Raw genomic sequence first — 24,762 nt, forward strand, 5'->3', positions numbered from 1 at the left:
CCACCCGGAGCAATTCCGTTGTGCGACCGAATCTTACGTATCGATTTCCAATCGGGAAAGTGCGTGGTTCACTGAATACGCGGACGCAGACGTGGGAACTTCCGCAGCGGAATTTCCCATATCGCACGCACCGGCTCGGCGAAACCGGAGACACCATGCAGTGTTCGCCGACCGGCGTGACCAGACCATTCCCGACGTTGCGAGGTGACCATGCAGTTCGGAGTACCGGTGACCGATCACCGGCCCGTGCCGGTGATGACCATCCAGCACGCCCACCAGGTGATGCAGACCCATATCGAATGCCTCTCGGCGGAGTGCCCGATCAAAAGCCAGGCCCGGGCGCGCCTGATCGAGGCACGCAGAATGGTTCCCGGCGCTCGGGATTTTACGGGCTACTGATACGTCCGGACGAAGGAAATACTCGGATGAAAGACAAATTGCCACCTCGTATTCCCGGTGCGCGTTCCATACCGAAGGGTTCAAATTGGCAACCTCCGACCGATATCGCCACCCTCGTCCGGGTGTGCAATGCCCTGCGCCGGTGGCCACCGCAGGAAAACGGGAAAGCCCGATGAACGGGACAACGGACAGCGACCAGCACATCGCCCTGTTCGATAGGCTCGCCACCCATGCCGAAAGCCTCGGTTACCGGCTCGTCCGCGAACCGGGCACACCGCTCGGCTGGGCGCTGCTGGACGCCGCGGACGGTGAAACGCTCTACGCGGCGGCAACTCTCACGGATATAGCGCGGTATCTCGATGAATAGCGGCGATCCCACGGCGCCTTACCCTCGTGCCCGCACGGGTTCGCCGACGCTGCCTCGAGTACCCAGGCACCTGCAGTGCGGGCTACCAGATATCCGGTTCGTTCTCGCGGAGCCGGCGCAGTGCGCGGTCGATCCAGTCGGCGAACCCGGCCGCGAGATCAGCGGCACCGGCCGGCCGCACCGTGACATGTTCGCGCGTCCGTTTCTCCAGGTAGCGGCCGTCGGCGGTGAGGTCGTACCACTGGGTCCGGTACCAGGGTTCGGGGCGATCCAGAATCGATCCGACGCGCAGGGCCGCCATACCGCCGCCGTCCGCGGGACGCTGCACGAGACGCCGATACTGTTCGCCGGGACCGCGCCGCAGGGATCGCTGCTGGTCGCGGCCGGGCGCGAGATCGTCGATATGGAACGTGCCCGCCGGTTCCCGGCCGGGATCGCACGACGGCACCAGGCCGGCGAGGCGTTTCGGCAGCTGTTCGGCGGCGAACAGCTGGGCATGGATCGAACCGTCGACACCGTCGATCACCGACTGCGCCAACACCACCCCGTAGTGGGTGGTGCGTGCGCCGACCACCCGGTACTCACGCACCCGGCCCTTGGTGGTCGCGGTCGAGGCGCCCAGGATCTCGATTCGCAGGTCGCCGTCGGACACGGTGTGCAGGGCTCGCCGGATCAGTTCGCGCTCGTCCCGGTCGTATCGCGCGCGCACGGCCGCCGCGTGGGCCTCGAACGGGTTGCGGGTCTTGTAGCGGCTCAGATAGTGCAGCGGGCGCGGGAACCGGTCGATCCCGTCGCGATACCAGAGCGCGGCGAAATCGTCCGGCTCCCAAATCCATGTGCTCATTGTCGGTGGTGTTTCCTCGATTATTTGACGGCTGCCGGTACCTCGGCGCCGCCGGCCGGTGCCTCGGGATGGGCAGACGATCGATCAGTCGCGTTCCGCCGGACGCGCAGCCGGTGTGTCAGCGCCCAGTACCCCGCCGGGAATCGTGGGTGGCAACTCCCCGAGCAGTTCGTCGGTGTTCTCGGCATTGATGAGATAGTCCGGGATTTCGTGCTTGTCGTCGTCCGCCGCCTGCTGGCCACGACCGGCCCCCGGCGACATCATCCCCGGCATACCGCTGCGTGCTGCGCCGGAACTGGTGGTGCCGGTGGAGGCCACCGCGGGAGTTCCGGTGGTGTTCGGGGTGCCGGGGACACTGCGGCCGGGGTCGCCGGTGGTCACCGGGCTGCCGCTGGGATAACCCGGGGTGCCCGGGCCGGGTGTGGTCGTGGTGGTGCTGGGCACGGTGGTGGTGCTGGGTGTGGTGGATATCGGACTCTCGGTGGTGGACGGTGTCGTCCCCGCGGGCGTCGTGCCGGGCTGTTCGGTGCCTGGGTCCTCCGACTGCGTGGTGCCGGGGTCATCGCCCGGTTGTTCCTCGCCGGGTTCCGTCCCGGGTTGTTCTCCGGTGGGGTTCTCGCCCTGCGGTCCGCCGGTGTCCGTGCCGTTGGGGTTGCCGCTCTGGTCGGTGGAGATGCCACCCGGGCCGGGCTGGTCGCCGGTGTCGGTGGGCAGGTCGGTGTGCAGGGGCTGGGTCGGGTTCACGGGGACGGGCAGGACCGGGATCCTCGTATCGGCCGCGACGAAACCGGTTACGTAGTAGTCCCGCATGACCTGCCGGGCCGCTTCCTCGTTATCGGTCCGCTCGTTGTCGAATCCGAGGAAGGACCACTCCCTTGGATCCCAGCTCGAACGCTTCTCGATCACCTCGGGCAGATTGTTCTGGGTACGCATGATCGACACCACGGAGTCGTAAACCTGCACGGCGAGCGCATTCAATGCGGGAACCAGATCTTCGGCTCGGGTGGCGTAATTGCCGATCGCCTGCCGCGACTGCTCGGCCGCCGGCCCCTCCCAGGCCGCAGCGCTGGACCGGCGGATCCGTGCGGCGAAAACCTGCACTCCACTTTCCCACTGGGCGGCTATTTGCCCGTACTGGTCCGACGCGGTCATCCCGTGATCACCCGGCGCCAACGGTTGGAACGCCCCGTTGATCTCCGAATGGGAGAACCCATTGGGTTCCTCCGGATCACCGATTTTCGGATTCTCGTTCTGAAAGGTCATCATTCCCCCTGTTTCGAACGGACCGACAAGCCCTGCGACCGCACCACGATGCTCCTACTGGCCCGGGGTGGCCGGGAAGGCCGGCGGCATCGCCAACGGCACGACCGGCGGCGCCCCGGCCATCAACTCGTTGTATCGGCCGGCGAACGTCTCATCGGTTTCCATGTACCGCTGCGCGATCACCCGGTGCAGCTCCTGAATATCCTCGACAATCCGGTAATGCTGCTCGAGAATTGCAAAGACATCATTGGAGTCTTCAGATTCCTTGGCCTTGGAGCGGAAGCGACCGACCATGACCCCCGCCGAAGGAAGATTTGAATTTCTCTCCCCAAGGTCCCATTTTTCCTGATCCGAAATGCCTTCCGCGATACGCTGCAACTCTTGGATCAGAAGCTTGAAGCCTTCACAATCGCGTTCCATGTAAACGAACTCTTCGGCGTTGACCCGGACAGCATCAGGCGATCCTGCACCAAGGTTTACCGATAACCGGCCCTCCCGCGCCTCGGTCAGCAATCCCTCGAGCGGCCGTGGCGGCGTGTCTTCACTCATTGCCGTACTCTCTCCTGCCAATTCGAACCTGTAGTATGAAGCGGCCGATTATGCATCCGGTATCAATGGCACGACCTTCTCTGCCAAACCAAGAGCGAGCTCGCAGGAATCGAGATGTCCGGTCTTGTCGCGCGAAGGCGGGTTGCTCATAGAAAGCTCGAGGCTTCCACCCTCCATCTCCACATAGAACAAGCAACGCCCTCGGGGATCAGACTGGTCGACGCCATGTACCCCTATCGCGGCACGTCCGTCCACGGTGTACTCCCCACGGAGCACGAAATCCTTGTTGTCACGCACCACAGGCAACGTCAGGTTCGTGGTCGTGATCCCCACCGCATAACTATCCGGAGCCACGTAACTGCACCCCCGCCACTTGATTCCACGCGACCCGTCGACATTCGCATCCGTCACCCCCCGCCGCAGATCCTCCGACGCCAGCACATCCTGCGGGATATCGGTACACGGGTCGAACGACGACGGCGCCTCCGCCGCGATCGGCAACCCGGTCGTCGTGGTCACCGGCGACGCCGTCCCCCCGGTCTCGGAACCACACCCCGCGACCAGCAGCGCAACCCCCACACCGAACAGAATCCCCCGGACCGACCGAACAGCGGCCATCACAAACCTCCCGACACCGGCATTCCATATCGAACCGGGAACCGGCCGGCCCCCCGCGTCCCAGTCGACCCTACCGACCTCACCATCCGTCACTCAACCGCGACCGTCCGCAGTGGGATTCCGGTGGGAAGCGTGAATCGCTCGTCACCGGATCCACAACCGTTCAGGACGGCAAGCCCGGATCAGGCGACGGACAAGCCCGGCAGGCCTCGGCGCCATCACACCAGGAACTTGCTCGGGTCCAAGAGCCGTTGCAGGATCGTCCCGCAATGTCCCACCATTGTGGATCGGTCAGGCCGGAGGCAGCGGGCGATAGGAGGCAGTGCCTGCCCGCATCGGTCAGCTTCGATGGTCTCACCGGCGTCGGCGTCGAATGCGGGTGCGGTAATCGATCCAGCGTCCCGTCTCCTGCGCCAAGGTGCACCACAGAGCAGCCAGGTTGACCACGAAGACCACCGTGAACAGCAAGAACAACCCGGCCGCGAGTTGTCGCTGAACCGTGTACAGGAGCAGGAGGCCCACCGGGATCGATAGCCCGATAACAGAGCAGAGGCCCGTCAAAACCCGGCCGGTTCGCCTGCCCGACAGCAACGAGATTCCCGCGGTGACCCATAGCGTTGCCGCGGCTCCGGCGGTGAGGCCGAGGACCATGTCGGGGGCGTTGAATCTGTGGGCCAGCGACCCGAGAGCCGCAATAAAGAGACCCACCGGAATCAAGCCCACGACCAGTGTGGTGATAGCTGCGGTGAAAGCCGAGAACCGCGACGGCGCCGATCGGTCCCGGCCCTCCTCGCGGCCGGAATCCTGCGGAGCCGGATAGAACTCGGCTTCGGTAGGCAGTGATGGTGCGGCCTGGATACCGGCAGCCGGGAACACCGGATTCGGTGCGGATGCCATCGCGTAGCCGTGGTGCTGCGCATTGTGCGTGGTGGGCGCGGCGCGGCCGGCGAACGCGCCGATACGCCGGCCGTCGAGCGCGTCGCGGGCCGCGGTGACGAACTCGGCGCAGCTTTCGAATCGGTCGTCGCGCCGCTTGGCCATTGCGCGCTCGAATACCGTGTCCACCGTCGGAGGGAGATCCGGTCGGACGGCGGTGAGCCGGGGCACGGGCTGCGCGATATGTCCCATCACGACTTGCCCCGGGTTGGTCGAAGCGTAGGGTGGCTGCCCGGTCAGTAACGTGAACAGGGTGCAGGCCAGTGAGTATTGGTCGGAGCGGTGGTCCACCACTTCACCGGACAACTGTTCCGGCGAGCCGTAGGCGAGGGTGGCCGTGAACGTACCGGTGGCCGTGATCTTGGTGGCGGCAGCGTCGGTGAGGCGGGCGATTCCGAAATCGGTCAGTACGGCGCGGGAATCCCGGAACGAATCAGCCTCTGAGATGAGGATGTTGGCCGGTTTCACATCGCGGTGCAACACACCACGACTGTGCGCGAAGTCCAGGGCCGACGCGATTTCACCGAGCAGCCGCACCGCTGTGCTCGCCGGATGGGCCCGCGCGTCCCAGGACGCGGCATCGGTCCCGCGGATGTACTGCATCGCGATCCACAGGTGGTCGTCGTCGGCTCCACGGTCCAGCACTCCGACTATGCCGGGGTGCTCGAGCCGGGCGATGACGTCGGCTTCCCTTTCGAAGCGGCGGACGAGCTCCGGGTCGGTTGATACCTCGCGGTTCAACAGTTTCAGGGCCACACTGCGGGGCAGCCGCGGATGCTGCGCCAGGTAGACGGTGCCCATACCGCCCTGTCCGAGTACTCTCTCGACCCGATATCCGGCGAAGGTCGCGCCCGCCCCCAACACCTCTGATCCCTCCGTAGCCGTATGTACTCCGTGACGGTACCGCAGCGCCGACAGCCGTCACGGTCGAGCCTGCGCCGGACGGCGGGCATACAGTCATTCGGGGCAAGTAGGGAATCAACGCCCCAGCAACCCGCTCTCCCTCTGCACAGATATCACCTCTCGGCGCGTCTCCACCCGGCTCGACCGGCAGCACGCACCCGCTGTTCGGTCCCGAAAGGCTCCGTCATCAACGGTTACGGCGCGATTCCTGCTTCGACCAGGCCTGCCGCGGGGATATCGCAAGGGTGGGCACCGGCGGCGTTTCGGCCGTGTCACCGGTATCCCCAATGTGGACTCGGCGATCGTCGCAAGTGTCGAACTGATCGTCGAGGCGATCACCGGGTTCGTCCGAGTGGAAACAAAGGTCTATCTCGCCGCCCAGCGTCTCGAGAACATGATTACGAACCCAGCAGGAATGATGGTGAACGCCGATGGTAAGAGCACCTGGCCAACCACGGAGTCGCACGAGTACGACAATCAGGACGACGGCTGGAAGCAGGACGGAGTCGAGGAATGAATCGCCGGCAGCTGAGGCAGAGTCGATCCGAATGGCTGCGATCGGTCACGGTGAGTGCCCTGTTGATTCTCGGGACCGTGACTGCCTGTGGATCCGAGGACACCGGAGCGGGGCCGATGTTCGGTGGACTGGCGAATTCCTGCGCTCAGGTATCAGGGCCGGCGATGGGCGCCATCCGCTCCTATACAGGCGCGCTGTTCAGCGACACGGTCGAGTTCGAAGATGAGAGCGCGGGATTTTCCGACCCGGAAGCAACCGTCAAAGTGTGTACGGCGCAATATCAGAAGATCGAACCCTGGGCGGCCGGGAATCCTCTTCACCGCACCATCACCCTGTCGATCTCACTGAGATCGGGCGATGATGCGGTCGCGGCCACGGAACGACATTTCGATCGGGCACTCGACGCTACGAAAGGCAGCGAGACAACCGGGCTCGGGGACGAATCCTTCGCATCCTGGGATGCTCCGGACAACACCGCCTCGAGTGCCTTTCGGAAGAGCAACGTCTTCGTCAGCGCGACCGTTTTCGGCTCGAATATGTCTGAGCGGGAAGGCGTCAGCGGACCTCGGGCGGGGCGTGCCGAGTTGGCGCCCGGGGCTCGCGCCATCGCGAAGGCGCTGGCGGCGGACCTCGGGGCGGTGCTCACCTCGAACTGATATCCGTCCCTTCGGACGAACCGACCGCCCTCAGCCGGGGCGGCGAGAGTGCGGTCGGTTCGTACGGGTACCCTTCGATCCGCTGAGCCGAGTCCGCCCGCGCGCAGACCAGTATCGCAGGCGTCCCATTCCCCGCACCGAATACCAGAGCGGGGCCGGTGGGCACTGCTGCATGGATAGAAGAATGTTCTCGATCGCCGATTCTGGCGCACTCGCGAGGATTTCGTCACCTGGATCGAACGGACCGATCACCGGCACCGCCGGCAAATTATCCTCGGCCGGTTGACGCTGCTCGAATGAGAGAAAATCAAAACTCCACCGGCCAGCCAGGCCGTGTGACCGAACCTGTCACCGGATCGTGCAGCATTCCCAATCCGGCCGAATGCCGTGTGATTACGCCCATTATCACTTCGGCGACCAGGTTACATCGCTAATTCCAGGACGGCCGCTGCCCACTCGGGTCATCGAGGACCCCGACCACCGCCGACCCGCTGCGCGTGAGAGCACTTTCGATTTCTCGCGCCACGATTTCGGTTCCTACACCACTGCTTCCGATGTAACCGTAGGCAACCAACTGCGAGAAAAGAGTACTCGTCATATACTCTTTCACGGTTTCATAGGAAAATACCGCCGATTCTCCGGATTCTTCGAACCGCTTGATATGCATTTCGACCTGAGCGCGCGGCATGCACATTCCTGAAACCGACGAAAGACTGTCGATATCGAAGCTTTCCAATTTGCATATTTTCACAAAACCCGGCTCCGCAGTGAGTCTGAATTGACCCGTATCCGCCGATTTCGCGCAAACAGAGTCCAGATCCCGCATCTTCGACAACTGATCACGAAAATGTTCATCGACCCGATACCGCCATACCGCATGTGCCTTTACCATACGCTTGTACTGAACAAGCACGAAACAGCGACGCTGTACATGATAGTAGAGAAGGTCGGGCCCGAGATCTTCCTCGATCAGCGTTCGGTTGACATTCATGACCCGTAGCGTCCGGTCACGGCCATCGCTGTACACACGGACGCCGAGTTCATCGCTGGCCTGTGGCGTCCACCCGAGAAAGTTGTTGGCATCATGCTCGATCAGGGCGTCTTCACGAGGTGGCCTTGCTCCACTTCTTGGGAGGAATGAATCCCTCTCGGAAATACTGAGCTTTTCGTCTTCCGACAGCAGCCCTCCCTCCGGACCGAGACCAGAGAATCCCGTAAACGCGATGATCGAGGCCAAGGCATCCCGCTCTTGCGCCATTCGGGCGATACGGGAAGACGAGCCGGAAAACTGGTACCCAAAGGAAGCATCGAGGTATTCTCCCAGAGATCGGTCGTGGTCGACCAAAAACTGCAGCACCTTAGCGGATGCATTGTCGGTGAACGCGCCGCCACCCTCCTTTATCGGCCTACGCTGCGATGACGCAAGCTGCGCCTCGACCATGGACAGACGGAGCTGATAGCGCATTTTGAATACGGAGCGAAACGAGAAGGCCCACCGTAGATCATCCGCCCTGGTGCACTTTTCCACTTCAGCAGCAAATAGGATCGACTCACCGTGCGCTATCAAGACGACCTTAGTTTTCATGCGATCAGGAATTTCGAACGACAACGTACAGGAGCTGGTATGGCCTTCCCGATCGTTTGCGACATCCACGACCCTGCGTAGTCTGGCCAGCGCACTGTTATCAGGAAATAGGATGCCGATCTGCCGCCCAGCCATAAACACCTTCCGATCTGAACCCCACCAGCGCGGCAACCCGCCGACCGCGCAGCGGCCAGCATAACTTGAACGCACCACACTCGCGATCCGGAAGCCCGTGCCGCGCTCCCTACTTCCTACCTGCACCGGCGATGGAACGAAGGCTGCACAAACGGCACCCAATTGGGCGAGATCTCCGAACTCGGCTACCGCGGAAGCAAGAAGGTCGTGCTCAACTACCTGCACCCCGTCCGCAGCACCGGCTGTCTTCCCCGCCCGGCACACAAACCGCCGTCGGTTCGCCGGGTGGTGGGCTGGATGATGAGCGATCGCGCCCGTCTCGACGAGTGGCTACCAGACGAGGTTCCCGACTGCCGCATCACTCCTGGCCCAGGAATATGACCATGTACGGAATCGTTGAACCGGTTCACCGGTCCTCCGCCAGGTCGCGGGCCGGCCCGATGACTCCCTCTCGCGAGGGAGAATTTTCGTACGGTATCGGCCGTGACCAACAACAACGCCGAACCCGATTTCGACGCGATCCTCGCCGCAATGCCACCGGCAATGGCCCGGCGATTCTTCGGTGAGCTGATCGCGGACGTCGCCGAGCAGCTGGGTCCGCCGGAACCGGCATCGCCTCATACCGTGCCGAGCGCGCGTCGGCCGCGCCGTTCCGCGCCGGTGACCTACCGGATCCGCATAGATCTACAACATGCGAAGCCGCCCACGTGGCGTCGGGTGGACGTGGCATCGGATATGTTCCTCGACGAGCTGCACGAGGTGATCCAGGCGACGTTCAACTGGTACAACTGCCACCTGCACCAGTTCGCGAGTTCCGGCGGTCACTTCGCCGAGGACGCCGAACTGTATCTGTCCCCGTACCAGGTGGAAGAGGGCGATCCCGGAGTGCCGGAGGGGCAGGTACGGCTCGACGAAGTGCTTGTCGACGCCGGTGACGCGATGTCGTACTGGTACGACTTCGGCGACGACTGGATGCACGTGCTGAAGCTGGAAGCGGTGCTACCGCGGGATGACGACGCGCCGCGCGCCCGCTGCACGGCCGGTCGGCGGCCTTCCCCAGCGGAGGACTGCGGCGGGATCCCCGGGTACGAGCTGTTCACCGCGGCGTGCGATACCGGCCATCGCGGACACGCACAAGCCCTGACGGATCTGCATCAATGGTATGGCGACGATTTCGACATCGACGCCTACGCACCGGTGCCATTCGATATCGACGAGATCAATGCGGCGCTGGCCGAATTCGGCACCGGCTCACATGCCGACGGCGCCGATCCCGAGGCCGGGAACGCACAAGAAATCCCGTCTGCACTCGCCGAGATTCTCCGGAGGACCGGCACCGTCCGAGGCAGACGGCAACTGCGGACGCTCGTCGCCGACGCCGCACTGGACCGGCCGGCCACCATCGATGCCGATGCGGCAGCCCGGGCTGTCCGTCCCTACATGTGCCTGCTGGACCATATCGGTGCCGACGGCGTCGCCCTCACCTCGGCCGGTTACCTCCCGCCCAAAGCGGTGGCAGCCATATTCGCCGACCTCGAACTGGGCGAGCGGTGGATCGGGAAAGGTAATCGCGAGGACAACACCTCACCGATCGCGAACCTGCGGCACTCCGCGCAACAGATCGGTTTGCTGCGCAAATATCGCGGCCGGCTCAACCGCACTGCCAAGGCGCGAGCGATCGGCGACGACCCGGTCCGGCTGTGGACGTATCTCGCCGAACGGATCCCCACGATGCTGCAGGGAAAGCCTCGACGCGACGCCGGCATCCTGTACTTTCTGGCGCTAGCAGCCGGTATGGCCGACAACGCCGAACCCGCTGCCGCCGCCATGCTCGGCGATATGGGCTGGTGCCTGGACGACGGTTCCCCGGTCACGACGCATTCGATAGCCGCGATCCTGCGCGATGTTCGCCATGCACTCGATCCCACCGGCCTGCGTTCCCCATCCACCGGTTTGGCCACCGAACGATTCGCCAGAGCAGTTCTGACCGTGTTGCTCGACGACGCAGCACAGTGAACCCCTGCGCTGGAACGACCATAGCCGGAGCTCCCGGCAGCGTGTGGACCGCCGTAGCGGGGACGCCGAGCGGCCGCAGCCGCGCCTCCCAGGACACCGCGGTGTCTGTTGCCAGTAACACGGTCACCATGCCGAGAACCGAACGGCGGCCATCACAAACCTCCCGACACCGGCATTCCATATCGAACCGGGAACCGGCCGGCCCCCCGCACTCAGCCGACCCTACCCAACCTGTAACCCCCGCTCAATCTGCGACCGACGTTGCGCTGCGCCGGACCGATCCGGCGCTGAGCAGGACAAGCGGAGCCGCAAACCGTCATTCGGGCAGGTAAGGGCTCAACCCCCCGACCACCCGCTCCCCTTCCGCACAAATATCGCCACCCGCCGCGCCTCCACCCGGACCGACCGGCAGACGCGACCAGATCAGTGCCATACCCTGCTGCAGTTCCACACCGAAGTAGCAGCGCTCCTTCCGTTCCGGGTCGAGTGCGTCACCGAATTCGAGTGCTGTCCGGTCACCGACAGTGGCGGGCCCGGCCGCCTGGTAATCCCGGTAGCGCGGGTCCTGCTGGAACTCGTCCAGCGAAGTGGGTCCGAAGTAGACTGCCGCGTCGTACCACCCGGCGGTGGACTTCCAGATACAGCCTTTCCAGCCGGAGAATTCGGTCCCGAAAGGCTCCGTCATCAATGGTTGCGGCACGATTCCTGCTTCGGTCAGGCCGGCCGCGGGGATATCGCAAGGGTGGGCGACCGACTGTGGTTCGGCCGTGTCACCGGTATCCCCGCATGAGGTAGTCGTCGCCGCGATGACTCCGGCGAGTAATACCTTCACCAGTGTTCTTCTCATTGCAGCCAAGTCCTCTGTTCCGGGTAGTCGTCGAAATCGTCGGGCCAATCACTCGGCCCTACTACGTTGTCGTCACGGCGTGACGTCGGTGGCGGCATCGGTGTCTCTGGCGTGGGAGCCGGTGCACCCCAGGTCCATATGTAGGAAGGCGAATTCTTCAATTCCGCCACCTCGGGCGGTACCGGTCGCGCGAACCATTCGATATCCTGCCAGCGGCATTCGCCCATCTCGACGCGCGCACTGTAGTGCCGCAACTCGGGTGAGGCATTCGGCATCGCCGCCACCGACGCCATGAGCTCCTCGGTGACCGGAACCGGATCGCTCCACAGGTCGTCGAGGACGGTGCGCTCTACTCGCAGGCTTGCCGTCTCCAGACGTTCCGCCGCGGCGAGAACGCGATGGGCCATGGATTCCACACCGGGGTCCAGATTCGGATCATCGAACATCGACACCGCCTGGTTCAGCCGCCGACCTCCACCGAACTACCGTCATACCGCGTCCTCCCACGGCGCACGCCCGGAGCCCACCTCATAGGCTTCCTTCGGCCGGTTCAGGGTGTCCTCGGCCTGGGCCACCTTCGCGACATCGTTCACCAGAGCCGCCCGGCGAGCGGCATCGTCGGCACGGCTGGTGATCGGCTCGAGCTTCTGGGTGACCCAGTCCTTACCTTTGCCGACCGGGTTGCCGAGCCACTCCAGGAATTCCTTGGTGCGATTACGCACATCCTCGATCTCGTTGATGATCGTGTTGACGAGATCGACTATGTTCCAGATCTTCCTGGCCATATCGACGATTTCGATCGCCGTGCCGATTCCGGGAATCTTCTTGACGAGGGCCTTGAAGATTTGTTTGGTACTGCGGAAGTCGACGAAGGATGTCACGAAGTCGCGGAGCTTCTCGCAGGCCCGTCGGACACCGTCGCGGATCTTGTCCGCGACGATGGTGAGCAGATCGCAGATGACCCGACCCACGGGCCCCTCCCACTTCATGGCCGAGATCTGGCTTCCCGCCCACGTCTCGAAGGCGATGGCCGCTCTGCCGTCCCAGTGTGGGCCCACACGGCGCACCGCGTCTTCGAGATTCGCGGCGGAGCTCTCCATCGCATTACCGGCGACCTTGTACGTTTCACCGATCCGGCGGAGTTCGTTCCAGTTCGCGGTGATGCGGGAGACGACCATCTCCAAGATGTTCACCTCATTGCCCGCCATCCTGGTGACGTTCTTGACCGCCTCGTTGACATCGCCGACGACACCGGTGGTCTCCGCGATCAGATCCGCGAGTCCGGCGGCGCGGCCGAAGGCGGGTCCAGCTTGATCTCATTGGGTTTCGGATATGCGACGGGATCGGGATAGTCCATGACCAGGCCGGTGTTCTCCCGATCGACGTCGACGGCCACCCCCTGCCCGGTGATCAGGTTCGTGGTGGCCGCGTTGAGTGCCTCGTAGGTTTTCTTGTCCTGGTCGTGATACATCCACGCGGTGCGGTTCAGCTCGTCGCCGCTGTTCGCGGTGGTATTGCCGATACCGGCCATCCGGGTTTTGAACACCCCTGCCGCGTGCGTGAATGGTGCTGTCAACGGCTCGAGTATGGCCCCGCCGAGTCTCTCTGGGCTGACCACGCAGTGCGCGCCGACGAAATCGGCGATGGCCTTTGCATCGGCGCCGATGACATCCAGCGCGTTTCCCAACCCCGCGATCTGCGAGGACTCGGCTACCAGTGTTTCCGCCACCTGTCCGACCTTCCTTCCATCATCGGTTCGTAGTGTGCAGAGAAGTCAGGATCGCTTCGGCATCGCCTTCGCTCAGCACGTCCGGCAGACCGGTGTGACGCTGCAAAAACAGCACCATCACCTCGGCAGAGGCGTACGCGGAAGTGGCCACGACATCGAACTGCGCGGTGCTCGGGTCGCACGACGACTCTCGAGCGATCCCGGTGACGACCGCCGTGTATCGGATGGCCGGTCGCCCGGAGACTTCGGCCTGCACCGGGCCTCGGATCTCCACGTCGGGCCGAGTGCCCGCGGTGTCGGAGAAGATCGCACCGGCTCGGCCGGCCGCTTCGCGCGCCGCGGTGTCGATATCGGTGCCGTTGCGACCCTGGACCCCGACTCTCGCCAGGGCCGACCCTTCGGTCTCCGGACAATAGCCATATCCGTAGTCGCTCACGGCACCGTAGGACGCGATCGTCCGACCGCCCTCGGACCAACTCACGGTCCGGCCGTTGGAAGGGCGCCAGCCGTTCGCCGCGGGTACGGAATAGTCGAGCCCGTACCTCGTCGGCACAGCCCTGGGTTGTCCCTCGGCCACCTCGGGTAGCGGCGGCGGGAAAGGCCATGGAGGGAAATCCGGGCGGTAGCGGCGGATCCGTCGGCGACTCAACCGGAGCCGGGGGCCGCCACGATGGAGCAGCCTGCTCCACTTCGGGCACCGTGTCGGCGTAGGGGTTGCCGATCCACGCGATAACCAGCATCACCGCTGCGGCGACACCCATCCAGCCGGCGACCTTGGCGAGCGGGCCGATCACACCCGATCGAACAAGTGCGGTGAAAAAACTACGCAATTCTCTGTTCCTTACCCCGGTTTGTCCGCACCGTGGAAGGCCCTGACTCGGCTTTTCATGCCACTCCTCGCACAGATTGATCAGCGATCCAGTAGATCAGACGCCGCCGGGAGCGGATCGGTTCCCCTTCTCCGGATTATTCGAGGAATTGCTCCCCCACATCGCCGGCGCCGACGATCACCGAGCGCGAAGTCGGCCACGGTGCCGACGTGTGCGCCGAGGTGGAGCGGTGGGCGGTGGTTACTGCGCGCCGGAGAGGGTAGCGCTCACCCACCCCCTTCGCCATAGCATGGGAGCATGTCCTCGCCCCGGATCGAGAAGCCCGACCTCCCCGAGTACATGACCTGGGAGGAGCTGGAGCGTCTGCCCGATGAGGTGGCCGGTCGGATCGAACTCTGGGCCGGGCGCGTGGTGTGGCTGCGGCGCGGGCCCGCCGAGCATCAGCGCTTCACCCGCCGCCTGACCAACGCCCTCGAATCGTGTGCGCGCAAGAGCATGGCGGAAAGGCCGGAAACTTGCTGGCAAGTGGATTTCGAGAACAATGTGTTCCTCGGGGAGCAGGGTAAATCGGATTTCCTCACGCCCGATTTCCTCGTGTACCGATGCCTGGAATCGCCGTACCAGGACATTCGGGCTGCGGATACCCTGCTGGTGGGTGAGGTGCTCTCCCCGTCGAACACCCGATCCGACGTCGAGGCCAAGAAGAGCCGCTACGCGGGCGCCGGGATCCCCTGGTATTGGGAGGTGGCGCTCGCAGCCGACGACAGCACAATTGCCACCATCCGCGCCTACGCACTTCAAACCGGCGCCGCCCAGCTGCCGGACGGAGTTCATCCTCTGCACCCCACCAATTACCTGCTGGCGGGGGAATGGACGCCCGCCGATGAGGATGGAGTTCTGATCGACTTTCCGTTCCCCATCCGTATCGGCTGGCCCGAACTGGCCTTCTGACCCACGCACCAGCCGCTACCTGCGCCTTTCGAATGGTCAGCAACCGCGCGGCTGGGCACGGGCCAGCCCACCCCCCGTGCCTTCGCGATATCGAGCAAGGTCTTCCATCTGGGCGCCCCCTCGATGGTGACGGTCCGCAGCCGGGCGGCCTGCGCGTCCTCGAACAGCAGTGCACGGCCATCGTGATCACGACGGCCACAAGGTGGGCACATGCTGCTCCGCGTCCATCGCGACGCCCCGCGGCAACCCCAACTCGAGTCGCCGCGATACTACGCCGCTGTTCCGTCGCCGACGGACTCGCCGTGTTCGCCGAGTCGGGGTGGCGGCCGGTAGTCCGGGCTCCAGCCGGCGACGTGTATGGACGAGCCGACGAGCCGGTGCTCCCCTGCCTGTACGACCATGTCCGGGGTCGCCTCCAGTGCCTCCGGCAGCGTGCGCACCGCCGCGGCGGGGACGCCGAGCGGCCGTAATCGTGCCTCCCAGGACGCCGCGGTGTCGGTGGCCAGTACGGCGGTCACCATGCCGAGAACGGATTCGCGGCTGCTCACCCGTTCGGCCATGGTCTCGAACCCGGCCAGCCCGGCCTCACCCGCGAAGAGCTTCCAGAACCCGTCGTGGGTGATGAACAGCGCGAGATACCCCTGTGCGGTCGGGAAAAGCTGAGCCGGAACGTAATACGAGTGAGCGCCATAAGGCCGGCGCTGAGGTTCGGTGCCGTTGTCGAGGTAGGCGGCCGCGTGATAGTTCAGCTGGGACAGCATCACATCGCGCAAGGAGACATCGATCTGCCCACCCCGCCCCGACACGATCTGGGCGAGCAACCCCAGCGCGGCGGTCAGACCGGTGGAGTTGTCGGCGGAGGAGTACCCCGGCAGCGTGGGTGGTCCGGCGGGATCGCCGGTGAGCGCGGCGACACCGGTGGCCGCCTGGACGACGTAGTCGAAGGCGGGGTCGTCCCCGTTGTCCAGACCGAAACCGGTGAGGGCGACGCAGACGATCCGCTCGTTGTATCTGCGCAGCGCCTCGTAGGTGAGTCCGAGTTTGCGGATGGCCGAGGGTTTCAGGTTCACCAGCAGTGCGTGGGCATCCGCGGCCAGTTCGCCGAGGCGGCGCTGCCCGGCCTCGGCGGTCAGATCCAGGCAGATGCTGCGTTTGCCGCGGTTGAGGCTGGCGAAATACGAAGCACCGACCTTGCGTGAGATATCGCCACCCGGCGGTTCGAGTTTCACCACGTCCGCGCCCAGGTCGGCCAGCATCATGGTGGCGTAGGGGCCGGCCAGCATGGTGCCAACCTCCAGCACCCGGATACCGGCCAGCGGCCCGGAAATCATGGCGACTCCTTCGAAGCGGGGCCGTGCGGTCCGCGGAGTCCAGGGCCAAGACGGCGGTATCGCATCATGGCAGCTCCTTCGGCGCAGATCGATGCGGGCCGCGAAGGCCGGAGCGAAGGCGAAGGCGAAGGTATCCCATCATGACAGCTCCTCCGGCGCGTGTTCATGCGGGCCGCGGAGCCCGGAGCCAAGGCGGAGGCGCGTCATGACAGCTCCGCCGGCGCTGGTTGACGCGGGTCGCGGAGGCCGGCACGGAGGCGGGGGTATCGCATCATCGGAGGTCCTTCGCGATCTGCGCGATCATCTCCCGGGTGCGGCGTTTGGAGGCGATCAGTTCGTCGCGGGTGTCACCGATGGGCAGCAGGCGGACGGACAGGTCGGTGGCGCCGGCCTCGGCGTAGCGGCGCAGGCCGGCGGCGATGGCGTCTTCGTCGCCGGCGATGCAGATATCGCCGATATCGCGGGCGTCGCCCTGTTCCAGCAGGCGCTGATAGTTCGGGGAGACCTCGGCTTCGCCCAGGATGCGGTTGGCGCGCTCGCGAGCGGTGGCGATATCACCGGACGCGCACAGGCAGATAGGCAGTCCGGCAACGATTCTCGGGGCGCCGCGGCCGGCGTCGGCGGCGGCTTTGGTGATGCGGGGGGCGATATGGTCGGCGATGGCGCGTTCGTCGGCCATCCACAGGATGGTGCCGTCGGCGTGTTCGCCCGCGATGCGCAGCATGACCGGGCCCAGCGCGGCGACCAGGACCGGCAGGGGCGCCACCGGGCCGAGATCGAGGGGGTTGTGCACGGTGAAGCTGCCGTTGGACACTTCGATGGTGCCGGGTCCGTTCAGGGCGGGATTCAGGACCTCGAGGTAGTCGCGGGTGTAGGCGGCCGGTTTCTCGTACGGCAGGCCGAGCATGTCCTGCACGATCCAGTGATGCGACGGCCCCACGCCGAGGGCGAGCCGGCCGCCGGCGACCGCGTGCGCGGACAGGGCTTGCCGGGCCAGGGCGATGGGGTGCTGGGCCTGGAGCGGGACCACCGCGGTGCCGAGTTCGATCCGTTCGGTCACCGCACCGAGCAGCGCCACGGTGACCAGTGCGTCGAAATCGGTGGGAATCTGGGGAATCCAGGCGGTGTCCATACCGGCCGCTTCGGCCCATTTGATGTCGTCGATCATCCGGGCGGCCTTGCGCGCGGTGTCGCCGCGCTCGGGTCCGATCATCACGCCGATCCGCACGATTCCTCCACTCTCATGATTCGGGTGGAGCCGCCGCCCACCGTCACGGCGGCGGCTCCGGGCCCGGACGACGCGGCGTCCGGGGGTCAGGGTGAGGGCGGCGCCGGGGTTCCGGTGAGCGCCCGCATCTCGGTGACGAGTACGTCCAGCGGGGTGCCGGTCGGGAAGACGGCGGCGGCGCCGGAGGCCCGCAATTTCTCGATATCGCCCTGCGGGATGGTGCCGCCGACCACCACCGCGATATCGGCGGCGTCGGCCGCGCGCAAGGCGTCGACCACGCGCTGGGTCAGGGCGACGTGCGCGCCGGACAGAATGCTCAGGCCCACCACCGCCACGTCCTCCTGGACGGCGATGGACACGATGTCCTCGATACGCTGCCGGATCCCGGTGTAGACGACCTCGAAACCGGCGTCGCGCAGGGTGCGGGCGACGATTTTGGCACCGCGATCGTGGCCGTCGAGACCGGGTTTGGCGACCAGTACCCGTGCGGTCATCAGAACACCACCGGCTGCTGGAATTCGCCCCAGACCGATTTCAGGGCGGCGGTCATCTCGCCCACCGTGCAGTAGGCGTTCGCGCAATCGATCAAGCGGTGCATGAGGTTGTCGTCTCCTTCGGCGCCCCGCGACAGCGCCGCCAGGGTCTCGCGGACGGCGGCGGTGTCGCGTTCGGCTTTCACCTTGGCCAGCCGTTTCAACTGGGTTTCGCGGCCGTCGGAATCCAGTTCGTAGGTGGAGATCTCGGGGGCCGGCTCGTCGGAGACGAATTTGTTCACCCCGACCACCGGTTTCGCGCCGGATTCGATGTCCTGGTGCAGTTTGTAGGCCTCGTCGGCGATCAGGCCCTGCAGGTAGCCGTCCTCGATCGCCCGGACCATGCCGCCGCGGTTCTCCAGGTCGGTCATGATCTCCTGGATGGCCGCCTCGGTCTTGTCGGTGAGCGCTTCCACGAAATAGGAGCCGCCCAGCGGATCGGCCACCCGGGTCACCCCGGTCTCGTAGGCGAGGATCTGCTGGGTGCGCAGTGCCATGGTCGCCGATTCCTCGCTGGGCAGGGCGAACGGTTCGTCCCAGGCGGCGGTGAACATCGACTGCACGCCGCCGAGCACCGCGGCCAACGCCTCGTAGGCGACGCGGACGAGATTGTTCTGCGCCTGCGGGGCGTAGAGGGAAGCGCCGCCGGCCACACAGCCGAAGCGGAACATCGACGCCTTGTCCGTGGTGGCGCCGTAGCGTTCGCGCACGATGGTCGCCCAGCGGCGGCGCCCGGCCCGGTATTTGGCGATCTCCTCGAAGAAATCGCCGTGGGTGTAGAAGAAGAACGAGATCTGCGGGGCGAACTTCTCGATACTCATCCGGCCGCGTTCGACGACGGTATCGCAGTAGGTGACGCCGTCGGCGAGGGTGAACGCCATCTCCTGGACCGCGGTCGCGCCGGCATCGCGGAAATGCGCGCCGGCCACCGAGATGGCATTGAAACGCGGGACCTCGGCGGCGCAGAACTCGATGGTGTCGGCGATGAGCCGCAGCGAGGGTTGTGGGGGCCAGATCCAGGTGCCGCGTGAGGCGTATTCCTTCAGGATGTCGTTCTGGATGGTGCCGGTGAGCTTCGCCCGGGGCACGCCTTTCTTCTCCGCCGCGGCGACGTAGAAGGCGAGCAGGATCGCGGCCGTGCCGTTGATGGTGAAACTGGTGCTGATCTTGTCCAGCGGGATGCCGTCGAACAGGATCTCGGCGTCGGCGAGGGTGTCGACCGCGACACCGACCCGGCCGACCTCCTCCCCCACTTCGGGATCGTCGGAGTCGTAACCGCATTGGGTCGGCAGGTCCAGCGCGACCGACAGGCCGGTGCCGCCCTGATCCAGTAGATAGCGATAGCGCCGGTTGGACTCTTCGGCGGTGCCGAATCCCGAGTACTGCCGGAAGGTCCACAGCCGTCCCCGGTATCCGGTGGCGTAGTTGCCCCGGGTGAACGGAAACGCGCCGGGCGCGGGCGGTTCGGTACGCCGGTCGGCCGGTCCGTAGACCGGATCGAGCGGGATACCCGAGGAGGTATGGACTGCGTCGTTCATCGTTGAATACGATACTTGCAGAAAATGAGAATGCCAATACCGCTTCACGCGAACGCATAATCGACCAGGAGTGACATGCCGACCGAACAGCAGATCTTCACCGACCGGACCCTGGTGATATCCGGAGCCAGCCGCGGCATCGGCCTCGCCGTCGCCCTGTCGGCCGCCCGCCGCGGCGCCAACGTGGTCCTGTTGGCCAAAACGGCCGAACCGCATCCGAAGCTGCCCGGCACCGTGCACACCGCCGTCGCGGAGATCGAGGCGGCCGGCGGAAAAGCGGCCGCGGTGGTCGGCGATGTGCGGGAGGAAGCCGATGTCCAGCGGGTCGTCGAGACCGCGCTCGAACGGTTCGGCCGCATCGACTACTGCGTGAACAATGCCAGCGCCATCGCCACCGACCCCACCGAGCAGCTCTCGGCCAAGAAGTTCGACCTGATGCAGCAGATCAACCTGCGCGGCACCTTCCTGCTGACCCGGGCCTGCCTGCCCCATCTCCGGCAGGCACCGAACCCGCACATCCTGACCGTCGCGCCGCCGCTGAACACCAGCCCCCGCTGGCTCGGCGCCCACCCCTCCTACACCCTCTCGAAATACGGTATGACCCTGCTGACCCTGGGCTGGGCGGCGGAGTACGCCGACGCCGGGATCGCGGCGAACTGCCTGTGGCCGCAGACCTATATCGCGACCTCGGCAGTAGCGAATCTGCCCGACGGTTCGGACCTGCTGGAGCGGTCACGGGATCCGCGGATCATGGGCGACGCCGCCGCGGAAATCCTGTCCCGCGCGGCGCGGTACAACACCGGCAACTGCTATATCGACGCCGCCGCCCTCATCGAATCCGGCCGGACCGACCTGTCGGAATACGGCGGCGGCACCAACCCGATGCCGGATATGTTCCTCGACTGAACCGGCCCGGAGTTCGCCGGCCGGCGCCTCGACTCAGGCTTCGACCGCGGTGCCGCAGATACCGCACACCTCGAGCGTGCGGCGCTTCCAGCGCGCGACCGGCACGAAGAACACCGTGAACTGCTTGAACTCGCGTACCCGCATCCATTGCGTCGTGTTGTGGCAGCGTGGGCATGTTCGGGTTCCGCCGGGGCCGAGGTTGCGCCGCTTGGTGCCGAAACCGAAGATGAAGAACATCAGCCCAGCGTAGAGGGCCGATCGATGACTACCGCCGGTTATCAGTGGTGCGCCGCCCCACCCCCATTGTCTTACCGGGCCCGATCCGGGAAGGCCGAGGCTTGTCGCGGACCGCCAGGACGCGCGGGCGATGATACTCTCCCGGCCGCGCGTTGATCCGCACTTCGTGGTGGGCCATCTCCTTGGCTGCCGCCTTGGTGAGCCCCACGACCCCGGCCTCGGCGGCCGAGTAATTGGTTCGGCCGCGGACAGTGGAGGTCGGGAAGGGTCCGGCCGTCGGTGTGGCTGCCCCGGGCAGGCGATGGGAGGCCGGGCCTCTGCCGCCCCTTCTCCGGAAGGGGCGGCGCCCCGGGGGCCGCAAAATACCTACACTGAGCCGATGGTCCGGTTATGGAGCGCGAGTCCGGTGACCGATGCCGCGACGTCCGGCTCCGCGCCTCCGCCGCGACGGGGCGCACCGCGGTGACCGGGCCCGGCCCGCGCTGGCTCGGTGGCGTGGTGTTCACTCCCGGGCTGATGGCCTTCACGGGCGAGATCGGCGATACCGCGGCCCATTCCCATGCCGCCGTCCAGGTTCTGCTGGTGACCGGCGGCGAAGTCCGGCTCACCGACGCGATGGGGTGTACGGCCGTCGCCGGATCGGCCATCATCCCGCCCGGCGTACGCCATGAAGTGCGTGCGTCCCCCTCCGCCACCGGGTTCATCGCCTACCTCGACTCCGCCGATATCGCCGGGCGCGCCGCTCTCGCCCGGCTGCACGGCCTGCCCCTCGAAGCCGTCACCAGCTGGATCACCGCCGCCGTGCCGCGCGCGACTGCCACGGCTCCGTCGCCGGATCCCGCACCGCGGCCCTCGATCCGGTCCCCGCACCCCCTGGTGACCGAGGCCCTGCGGGTGGCCGGCGCGGCCGGTTTCCCACCGACGCTGGGAGAACTGGCCGCGGCCGTGGCCATTTCACCGAGCCGGCTGTCCCATCTGTTCTCCCAGCACGTCGGGCTGCCGTATGCGGCGTGGCGACGCTGGACCCGGTTACAGCTGGCGTCCCGCACGGTCCGCACGGGCGGGACACTCACGGAGGCGGCCCACGCGGCCGGCTTCACCGACAGCGCGCATCTGACGAAGACCTGCCGGGATCTGTTCGGTATCACCCCCACCGAAGCACTGGCCGCGGGCGGCTGGCGCGCGCCGGGCGGCTCCCGGCTCAGCTGATTTCTACAAGCTCACGGCCCGCGGCCGGACGACGCTGAGTACATGTCCACCTCTGTCCGAACCTTTATCCGCTACGGCTACGTCCCGCTGATGTTGCTCGGTGTGAACGGCGCCGGGATCGCCCTGGCCGCCGGCGGCGCGCACAAGGCCTCGCTGCCGGCCCTGCTGATCGTCGCCGTCGCACTCTCCTTCGCTGCCGAACGTCTGCTGCCGTACGAGACGACCTGGAACTCCTCCCACGGCGATACCCGGCGCGATACCGCCCATACATTCGTCAACGAAACCCTGGCCCTGGCCGGTGTGCTCGCCGTCCCCGCACTGGCCGCCCTCGTCCCCGGCGACGGAATCTGGCCCACGCACTCGCCGTTCGCCATTCAGGTGCTGATCGCGATCCTGGTCGCCGACCTGGGGATCACCCTCACCCACTACGCCAGCCACAAGGTGGGGCTGCTGTGGCGGTTCCATGCCGTACACCACAGCGTCACCCGCTTCTACGGCCTCAACGGCCTGATGAAACACCCCCTGCACCAGACCGTCGAAACGGCCGCCGGCGTCACCCCGCTGTTGCTGGCCGGAATCCCGGTGCCGGTCGCGGCGGCACTGTCGCTGGCCGTGGCGGTACAACTACTTCTGCAACACTCCAACGCGGACTATCGTGTCGGCCCGTTGACCCACGTACTCGCGCTCAACGCGGGCCATCGCTTCCACCACCTCAAGTGGGCGGGGATCGGTGATGTCAACTTCGGGCTGTTCACCCTGCTCTGGGACCACCTGCTGGGCACCTATGGTTACGATCCCGAACGCAGGTTCAGCAGTACCGATCTGGGCATGGCCGCAAAGCCGGACTACCCCGTCGACTATCTGGCCCAACTCACCGAACCATTCACCCGGCACGGGGGCTGCGAGTTCACCACCGGCGGTGCGGTGGAAAAGCCGACGGAGCCGACGGCAGCCGTCCGGGATGCCATTGCCGGACCGCCGATCAGCTGAAATCGGAGCATCACGCCCGGGTCGCCACGACGGCGAAGTTCAGCGGGATCCGCGGCGCCCCGGGCGGCAACGTCCACCCCTGCGGGCACGGCACCAGGCCGGGGAAGGCGGGCCAGTCCATGATCGGCAGTTCCTCGACCGCCTCGATCCGCAGCCCCGCCCGCAGCAGCGCGCCGACCACCTCGCCCAATCCGTGCCGCCACTCGGACACGGCGTCGTGCGCGATCTGCCCGGCCGAATCCTCGGTATAGCTGCCCGATTCGATGTAGGTGCGGTGACCGCCGCCGCCCAGATAGTCATCGCTGATCTGCCAGGGTTCGAATTCCATGGATCCGAGGATCGGATGGTCGTCGCGGATCAGGAACACTCCACCGGGCTCGAGGAGGTCGTGGATCGATCGCGCCCAGTCGTCCAATTCGGGTAGCCACACGATGGTTCCGGCACTGGTGACGACGAGATCGAACCGGCGGTCCAGCGCCGCCGAGGCGAATCGTGCGTCGCCTTCCACGAAGGTGATCTCGTGGCCGGCGGTCTGCGCGATCCGCGCGGCGTGGCTCAGCGAGTTGGGCGAGAAGTCGAGCCCGTGCACGTCGATCGCGCCCAGGCGGGACCAGGAGAGTGTGTCGATGCCGATATGACACTGCAGATGCAACAGGGACCGGTCCCGTACCCCCGATTCCGGCAGATGCGCGGACAGCGCCGCCAGATCGTTGCGCACCACCGGGGAGATTCGCCCGGTATCGGCCACGAAGGCATCGACGTCATACATCCGCGAACGCCGGTGGACCTCGGCGCGGTCGTCCCAGTTCGCCCGGTTGGCGGCGATCGCCGCGGCCTCGTCCATCATCGGTCCCTTCCACAAGTCGGTATCGCGAGCGACCGTTTTCTATCACACCCGTGATAGAAACCTGAACCGATTTTCTAGACTGTGGCGGTGCCGGTCCGAGTAGATGCCGAGGCGCGCCGCCGCCATATCGTCGACGCCGCGCTGCGCCTGATCGTGCGCGGCGGTATCGCCGCCGCGACTTTCCGGAAGGTCGCGGTGGAGGCCGACCTGAACGTGGGGTCGGTCCGGCACTACTTCGCCGACCACGAATCGCTGGTCGTGGCCGTGGCGACCGAAGTCGGCGACCGGATGGGACAGCGGCTCACCCGACATCCCGCACCCGGGAACGGGGACCGCGGGGCGGCCCGCCGGCACCTGCTCGCCGTGCTCGCGGAACTGGTACCGCTGGACGAGGAGCGCCATCGCGAAGCGGTCGTCCTGCTGGAGATCATCGCCGCCTCCCGGCTCGACCCGGCGTTCGGGCCGGTGGTCCGGCAGATGGCCACGGATCTGCGACAGGTACTCATCGGCGCGGTGGCCGCCACCGGGACCGCCGACCCGGCCGCTGCCGCCGCGCATCTCGCCGCGCTGGTCTCCGGTCTCTCGCTGGACGCGGTCACGCCGCACGGGTCCGTCGATCGCGCGACGATTCTCACCGTGCTGGAACGCCACGTAGCGACCCTCTGAAAACACCGGACGAAGCAGATCGACCGGAACCGCCACACAGCCCCTGGAGCAGGGATGACACAGCGGCCGCAGTTCTGTCGCGGGAGGCGGAATTGCCACCCAGCCGATACAGCAGTACTGAACTAGTTCAGC

At 65.9% G+C, this 24,762-nt stretch carries 27 protein-coding genes and 1 pseudogene; 10 read left to right on the forward strand and 18 right to left on the reverse strand.

The features are described from left to right. Positions 1-210 precede the first annotated feature (210 nt). Positions 211-399, forward strand: a complete 189-nt coding sequence (locus tag IG75_RS0111145) for a hypothetical protein (protein WP_081876823.1) — start codon at positions 211-213, stop codon at positions 397-399. Between the two features lie 172 nt (positions 400-571). After that, positions 572-766, forward strand: coding sequence for a hypothetical protein (locus IG75_RS0111150; RefSeq protein ID WP_030521141.1), 195 nt, complete (start codon positions 572-574; stop codon positions 764-766). Positions 767-848: 82 nt separating this feature from the next. Here the strand turns inward: IG75_RS0111150 and IG75_RS0111155 are convergent, their stop codons facing one another. The 5 genes from IG75_RS0111155 to IG75_RS37320 form a co-directional block, all read right to left on the reverse strand. Next, positions 849-1,610 carry an ESX secretion-associated protein EspG gene (locus tag IG75_RS0111155; protein WP_036513305.1) on the reverse strand — a complete coding sequence of 254 codons (762 nt, stop codon included), beginning with the start codon at positions 1,608-1,610 and terminating at the stop codon, positions 849-851. Between the two features lie 84 nt (positions 1,611-1,694). Beyond that, positions 1,695-2,876, reverse strand: coding sequence for a hypothetical protein (locus tag IG75_RS0111160; protein ID WP_051714487.1), 1,182 nt, complete (start codon positions 2,874-2,876; stop codon positions 1,695-1,697). Positions 2,877-2,927: 51 nt separating this feature from the next. Then, positions 2,928-3,422, reverse strand: a complete 495-nt coding sequence (locus IG75_RS0111165; RefSeq protein ID WP_030521144.1) for a hypothetical protein — start codon at positions 3,420-3,422, stop codon at positions 2,928-2,930. A gap of 48 nt (positions 3,423-3,470) precedes the next feature. Then, positions 3,471-4,040, reverse strand: coding sequence for a DUF3558 domain-containing protein (locus IG75_RS0111170; protein WP_030521145.1), 570 nt, complete (start codon positions 4,038-4,040; stop codon positions 3,471-3,473). A gap of 354 nt (positions 4,041-4,394) precedes the next feature. Further along, on the reverse strand, positions 4,395-5,840 hold the full coding sequence (locus tag IG75_RS37320; RefSeq protein ID WP_051714488.1) for a serine/threonine-protein kinase: 1,446 nt from the start codon (positions 5,838-5,840) through the stop codon (positions 4,395-4,397). Positions 5,841-6,168: 328 nt separating this feature from the next. On the opposite strand from IG75_RS37320, the gene IG75_RS0111180 reads away from it, so the two are divergent. After that, positions 6,169-6,396, forward strand: coding sequence for a hypothetical protein (locus IG75_RS0111180; RefSeq protein WP_030521147.1), 228 nt, complete (start codon positions 6,169-6,171; stop codon positions 6,394-6,396). Between the two features lie 50 nt (positions 6,397-6,446). Then, positions 6,447-7,052: a hypothetical protein gene (locus IG75_RS0111185; RefSeq protein ID WP_156058830.1), complete on the forward strand. Its 606-nt coding sequence runs from the start codon at positions 6,447-6,449 to the stop codon at positions 7,050-7,052. A 430-nt stretch (positions 7,053-7,482) separates the two neighbouring features. Here IG75_RS0111185 and IG75_RS0111190 read toward each other — a convergent pair whose 3' ends face one another. Continuing rightward, a complete protein-coding gene (locus tag IG75_RS0111190; protein ID WP_156058832.1) occupies positions 7,483-8,997 on the reverse strand; it encodes a hypothetical protein in 1,515 nt (504 codons plus the stop codon). 258 nt (positions 8,998-9,255) lie between these two features. On the opposite strand from IG75_RS0111190, the gene IG75_RS0111195 reads away from it, so the two are divergent. Next, positions 9,256-10,788, forward strand: coding sequence for a plasmid pRiA4b ORF-3 family protein (locus IG75_RS0111195; protein WP_051714489.1), 1,533 nt, complete (start codon positions 9,256-9,258; stop codon positions 10,786-10,788). Positions 10,789-11,104: 316 nt separating this feature from the next. On the opposite strand, the gene IG75_RS0111200 is transcribed toward IG75_RS0111195, so the two are convergent. From IG75_RS0111200 to IG75_RS41005, 5 genes are read right to left on the reverse strand one after another with little or no spacing between them, the layout of a single operon-like run. Beyond that, the gene (locus IG75_RS0111200; RefSeq protein WP_081876796.1) at positions 11,105-11,635 is read right to left on the reverse strand and encodes a DUF3558 family protein; all 531 of its coding nucleotides are present in this window, start codon (positions 11,633-11,635) and stop codon (positions 11,105-11,107) included. Continuing rightward, a complete protein-coding gene (locus tag IG75_RS0111205) occupies positions 11,632-12,081 on the reverse strand; it encodes a hypothetical protein (protein ID WP_030521152.1) in 450 nt (149 codons plus the stop codon). The genes IG75_RS0111200 and IG75_RS0111205 overlap by 4 nt, the downstream gene beginning before the upstream one ends. Positions 12,082-12,123: 42 nt before the next feature. Beyond that, positions 12,124-12,843, reverse strand: coding sequence for a hypothetical protein (locus IG75_RS0111210; RefSeq protein ID WP_030521153.1), 720 nt, complete (start codon positions 12,841-12,843; stop codon positions 12,124-12,126). 59 nt (positions 12,844-12,902) lie between these two features. Continuing rightward, positions 12,903-13,364: a hypothetical protein gene (locus IG75_RS0111215; protein WP_030521154.1), complete on the reverse strand. Its 462-nt coding sequence runs from the start codon at positions 13,362-13,364 to the stop codon at positions 12,903-12,905. Between the two features lie 19 nt (positions 13,365-13,383). Further along, positions 13,384-13,941, reverse strand: coding sequence for a DUF8017 domain-containing protein (locus IG75_RS41005; protein WP_486644353.1), 558 nt, complete (start codon positions 13,939-13,941; stop codon positions 13,384-13,386). 550 nt (positions 13,942-14,491) lie between these two features. Here IG75_RS41005 and IG75_RS0111230 point away from each other — a divergent pair. Beyond that, positions 14,492-15,145 (forward strand): Uma2 family endonuclease, encoded by a 654-nt coding sequence (locus IG75_RS0111230; RefSeq protein WP_030521156.1) that lies wholly within the window; start codon positions 14,492-14,494, stop codon positions 15,143-15,145. 269 nt (positions 15,146-15,414) lie between these two features. Here the strand turns inward: IG75_RS0111230 and IG75_RS0111235 are convergent, their stop codons facing one another. The 4 genes from IG75_RS0111235 to IG75_RS0111250 all read right to left on the reverse strand — a co-directional run bounded on the left by IG75_RS0111235 (position 15,415) and on the right by IG75_RS0111250 (position 19,775). Next, positions 15,415-16,476 (reverse strand): CaiB/BaiF CoA transferase family protein, encoded by a 1,062-nt coding sequence (locus IG75_RS0111235; protein WP_030521157.1) that lies wholly within the window; start codon positions 16,474-16,476, stop codon positions 15,415-15,417. Positions 16,477-16,747: 271 nt separating this feature from the next. Next, complete coding sequence (locus IG75_RS0111240; protein ID WP_030521158.1) at positions 16,748-17,704, reverse strand: LLM class F420-dependent oxidoreductase; 957 nt, start codon at positions 17,702-17,704, stop codon at positions 16,748-16,750. A gap of 86 nt (positions 17,705-17,790) precedes the next feature. Then, entirely contained in the window at positions 17,791-18,198 is a 408-nt protein-coding gene (locus IG75_RS0111245) for a cobalamin-dependent protein (protein WP_030521159.1), read from the reverse strand. Then, positions 18,198-19,775 carry a methylmalonyl-CoA mutase family protein gene (locus tag IG75_RS0111250; RefSeq protein WP_030521160.1) on the reverse strand — a complete coding sequence of 526 codons (1,578 nt, stop codon included), beginning with the start codon at positions 19,773-19,775 and terminating at the stop codon, positions 18,198-18,200. The genes IG75_RS0111245 and IG75_RS0111250 overlap by 1 nt, the downstream gene beginning before the upstream one ends. A 75-nt stretch (positions 19,776-19,850) precedes the next feature. On the opposite strand from IG75_RS0111250, the gene IG75_RS0111255 reads away from it, so the two are divergent. Next, complete coding sequence (locus IG75_RS0111255) at positions 19,851-20,681, forward strand: SDR family oxidoreductase (protein ID WP_030521161.1); 831 nt, start codon at positions 19,851-19,853, stop codon at positions 20,679-20,681. A gap of 33 nt (positions 20,682-20,714) precedes the next feature. Here the strand turns inward: IG75_RS0111255 and IG75_RS0111260 are convergent, their stop codons facing one another. Both IG75_RS0111260 and IG75_RS39055 read right to left on the reverse strand, forming a co-directional pair. Continuing rightward, positions 20,715-20,918: a zinc-ribbon domain-containing protein gene (locus tag IG75_RS0111260; protein WP_030521162.1), complete on the reverse strand. Its 204-nt coding sequence runs from the start codon at positions 20,916-20,918 to the stop codon at positions 20,715-20,717. Positions 20,919-21,057: 139 nt separating this feature from the next. Then, positions 21,058-21,162, reverse strand: a pseudogene (locus tag IG75_RS39055) (SDR family NAD(P)-dependent oxidoreductase); the annotation flags it as partial. 146 nt (positions 21,163-21,308) lie between these two features. Here IG75_RS39055 and IG75_RS0111265 point away from each other — a divergent pair. Together IG75_RS0111265 and IG75_RS0111270 are read left to right on the forward strand one after the other, a co-directional pair. Continuing rightward, on the forward strand, positions 21,309-22,127 hold the full coding sequence (locus tag IG75_RS0111265; protein WP_081876798.1) for an AraC family transcriptional regulator: 819 nt from the start codon (positions 21,309-21,311) through the stop codon (positions 22,125-22,127). Between the two features lie 42 nt (positions 22,128-22,169). Next, positions 22,170-23,117, forward strand: coding sequence for a sterol desaturase family protein (locus tag IG75_RS0111270; protein ID WP_051714490.1), 948 nt, complete (start codon positions 22,170-22,172; stop codon positions 23,115-23,117). A gap of 10 nt (positions 23,118-23,127) precedes the next feature. On the opposite strand, the gene IG75_RS0111275 is transcribed toward IG75_RS0111270, so the two are convergent. Further along, complete coding sequence (locus IG75_RS0111275) at positions 23,128-23,961, reverse strand: class I SAM-dependent methyltransferase (RefSeq protein WP_156058860.1); 834 nt, start codon at positions 23,959-23,961, stop codon at positions 23,128-23,130. A gap of 90 nt (positions 23,962-24,051) precedes the next feature. Between IG75_RS0111275 and IG75_RS0111280 the strand changes: the two genes are divergently transcribed. Next, positions 24,052-24,630 carry a TetR/AcrR family transcriptional regulator gene (locus IG75_RS0111280; RefSeq protein ID WP_030521166.1) on the forward strand — a complete coding sequence of 193 codons (579 nt, stop codon included), beginning with the start codon at positions 24,052-24,054 and terminating at the stop codon, positions 24,628-24,630. Positions 24,631-24,762 lie beyond the last annotated feature (132 nt).

This window comes from Nocardia rhamnosiphila NBRC 108938 (genome assembly GCF_000720425.1).
Taxonomy (GTDB): domain Bacteria; phylum Actinomycetota; class Actinomycetes; order Mycobacteriales; family Mycobacteriaceae; genus Nocardia; species Nocardia rhamnosiphila.

Excerpts from the sequence above, each read along its gene's own strand:
- IG75_RS0111270 (WP_051714490.1), top strand. The coding sequence starts at position 22,170 with ATGTCCACCTCTGTCCGAACCTTTATCCGCTACGGCTACGTCCCGCTG.
- IG75_RS0111205 (WP_030521152.1), bottom strand. The coding sequence starts at position 12,081 with ATGTTCGATGATCCGAATCTGGACCCCGGTGTGGAATCCATGGCCCAT.
- IG75_RS0111160 (WP_051714487.1), bottom strand. The coding sequence starts at position 2,876 with ATGATGACCTTTCAGAACGAGAATCCGAAAATCGGTGATCCGGAGGAA.
- IG75_RS0111245 (WP_030521159.1), bottom strand. The coding sequence starts at position 18,198 with ATGACCGCACGGGTACTGGTCGCCAAACCCGGTCTCGACGGCCACGAT.
- IG75_RS0111250 (WP_030521160.1), bottom strand. The coding sequence starts at position 19,775 with ATGAACGACGCAGTCCATACCTCCTCGGGTATCCCGCTCGATCCGGTC.
- IG75_RS0111265 (WP_081876798.1), top strand. The coding sequence starts at position 21,309 with ATGGAGCGCGAGTCCGGTGACCGATGCCGCGACGTCCGGCTCCGCGCC.
- IG75_RS0111230 (WP_030521156.1), top strand. The coding sequence starts at position 14,492 with ATGTCCTCGCCCCGGATCGAGAAGCCCGACCTCCCCGAGTACATGACC.
- IG75_RS0111260 (WP_030521162.1), bottom strand. The coding sequence starts at position 20,918 with ATGTTCTTCATCTTCGGTTTCGGCACCAAGCGGCGCAACCTCGGCCCC.
- IG75_RS0111210 (WP_030521153.1), bottom strand. The coding sequence starts at position 12,843 with ATGGCGGGCAATGAGGTGAACATCTTGGAGATGGTCGTCTCCCGCATC.
- IG75_RS0111150 (WP_030521141.1), top strand. The coding sequence starts at position 572 with ATGAACGGGACAACGGACAGCGACCAGCACATCGCCCTGTTCGATAGG.
- IG75_RS0111235 (WP_030521157.1), bottom strand. The coding sequence starts at position 16,476 with ATGATTTCCGGGCCGCTGGCCGGTATCCGGGTGCTGGAGGTTGGCACC.
- IG75_RS0111200 (WP_081876796.1), bottom strand. The coding sequence starts at position 11,635 with ATGAGAAGAACACTGGTGAAGGTATTACTCGCCGGAGTCATCGCGGCG.
- IG75_RS0111170 (WP_030521145.1), bottom strand. The coding sequence starts at position 4,040 with ATGGCCGCTGTTCGGTCGGTCCGGGGGATTCTGTTCGGTGTGGGGGTT.
- IG75_RS0111275 (WP_156058860.1), bottom strand. The coding sequence starts at position 23,961 with ATGGACGAGGCCGCGGCGATCGCCGCCAACCGGGCGAACTGGGACGAC.
- IG75_RS0111255 (WP_030521161.1), top strand. The coding sequence starts at position 19,851 with ATGCCGACCGAACAGCAGATCTTCACCGACCGGACCCTGGTGATATCC.
- IG75_RS0111155 (WP_036513305.1), bottom strand. The coding sequence starts at position 1,610 with ATGAGCACATGGATTTGGGAGCCGGACGATTTCGCCGCGCTCTGGTAT.
- IG75_RS0111145 (WP_081876823.1), top strand. The coding sequence starts at position 211 with ATGCAGTTCGGAGTACCGGTGACCGATCACCGGCCCGTGCCGGTGATG.
- IG75_RS0111165 (WP_030521144.1), bottom strand. The coding sequence starts at position 3,422 with ATGAGTGAAGACACGCCGCCACGGCCGCTCGAGGGATTGCTGACCGAG.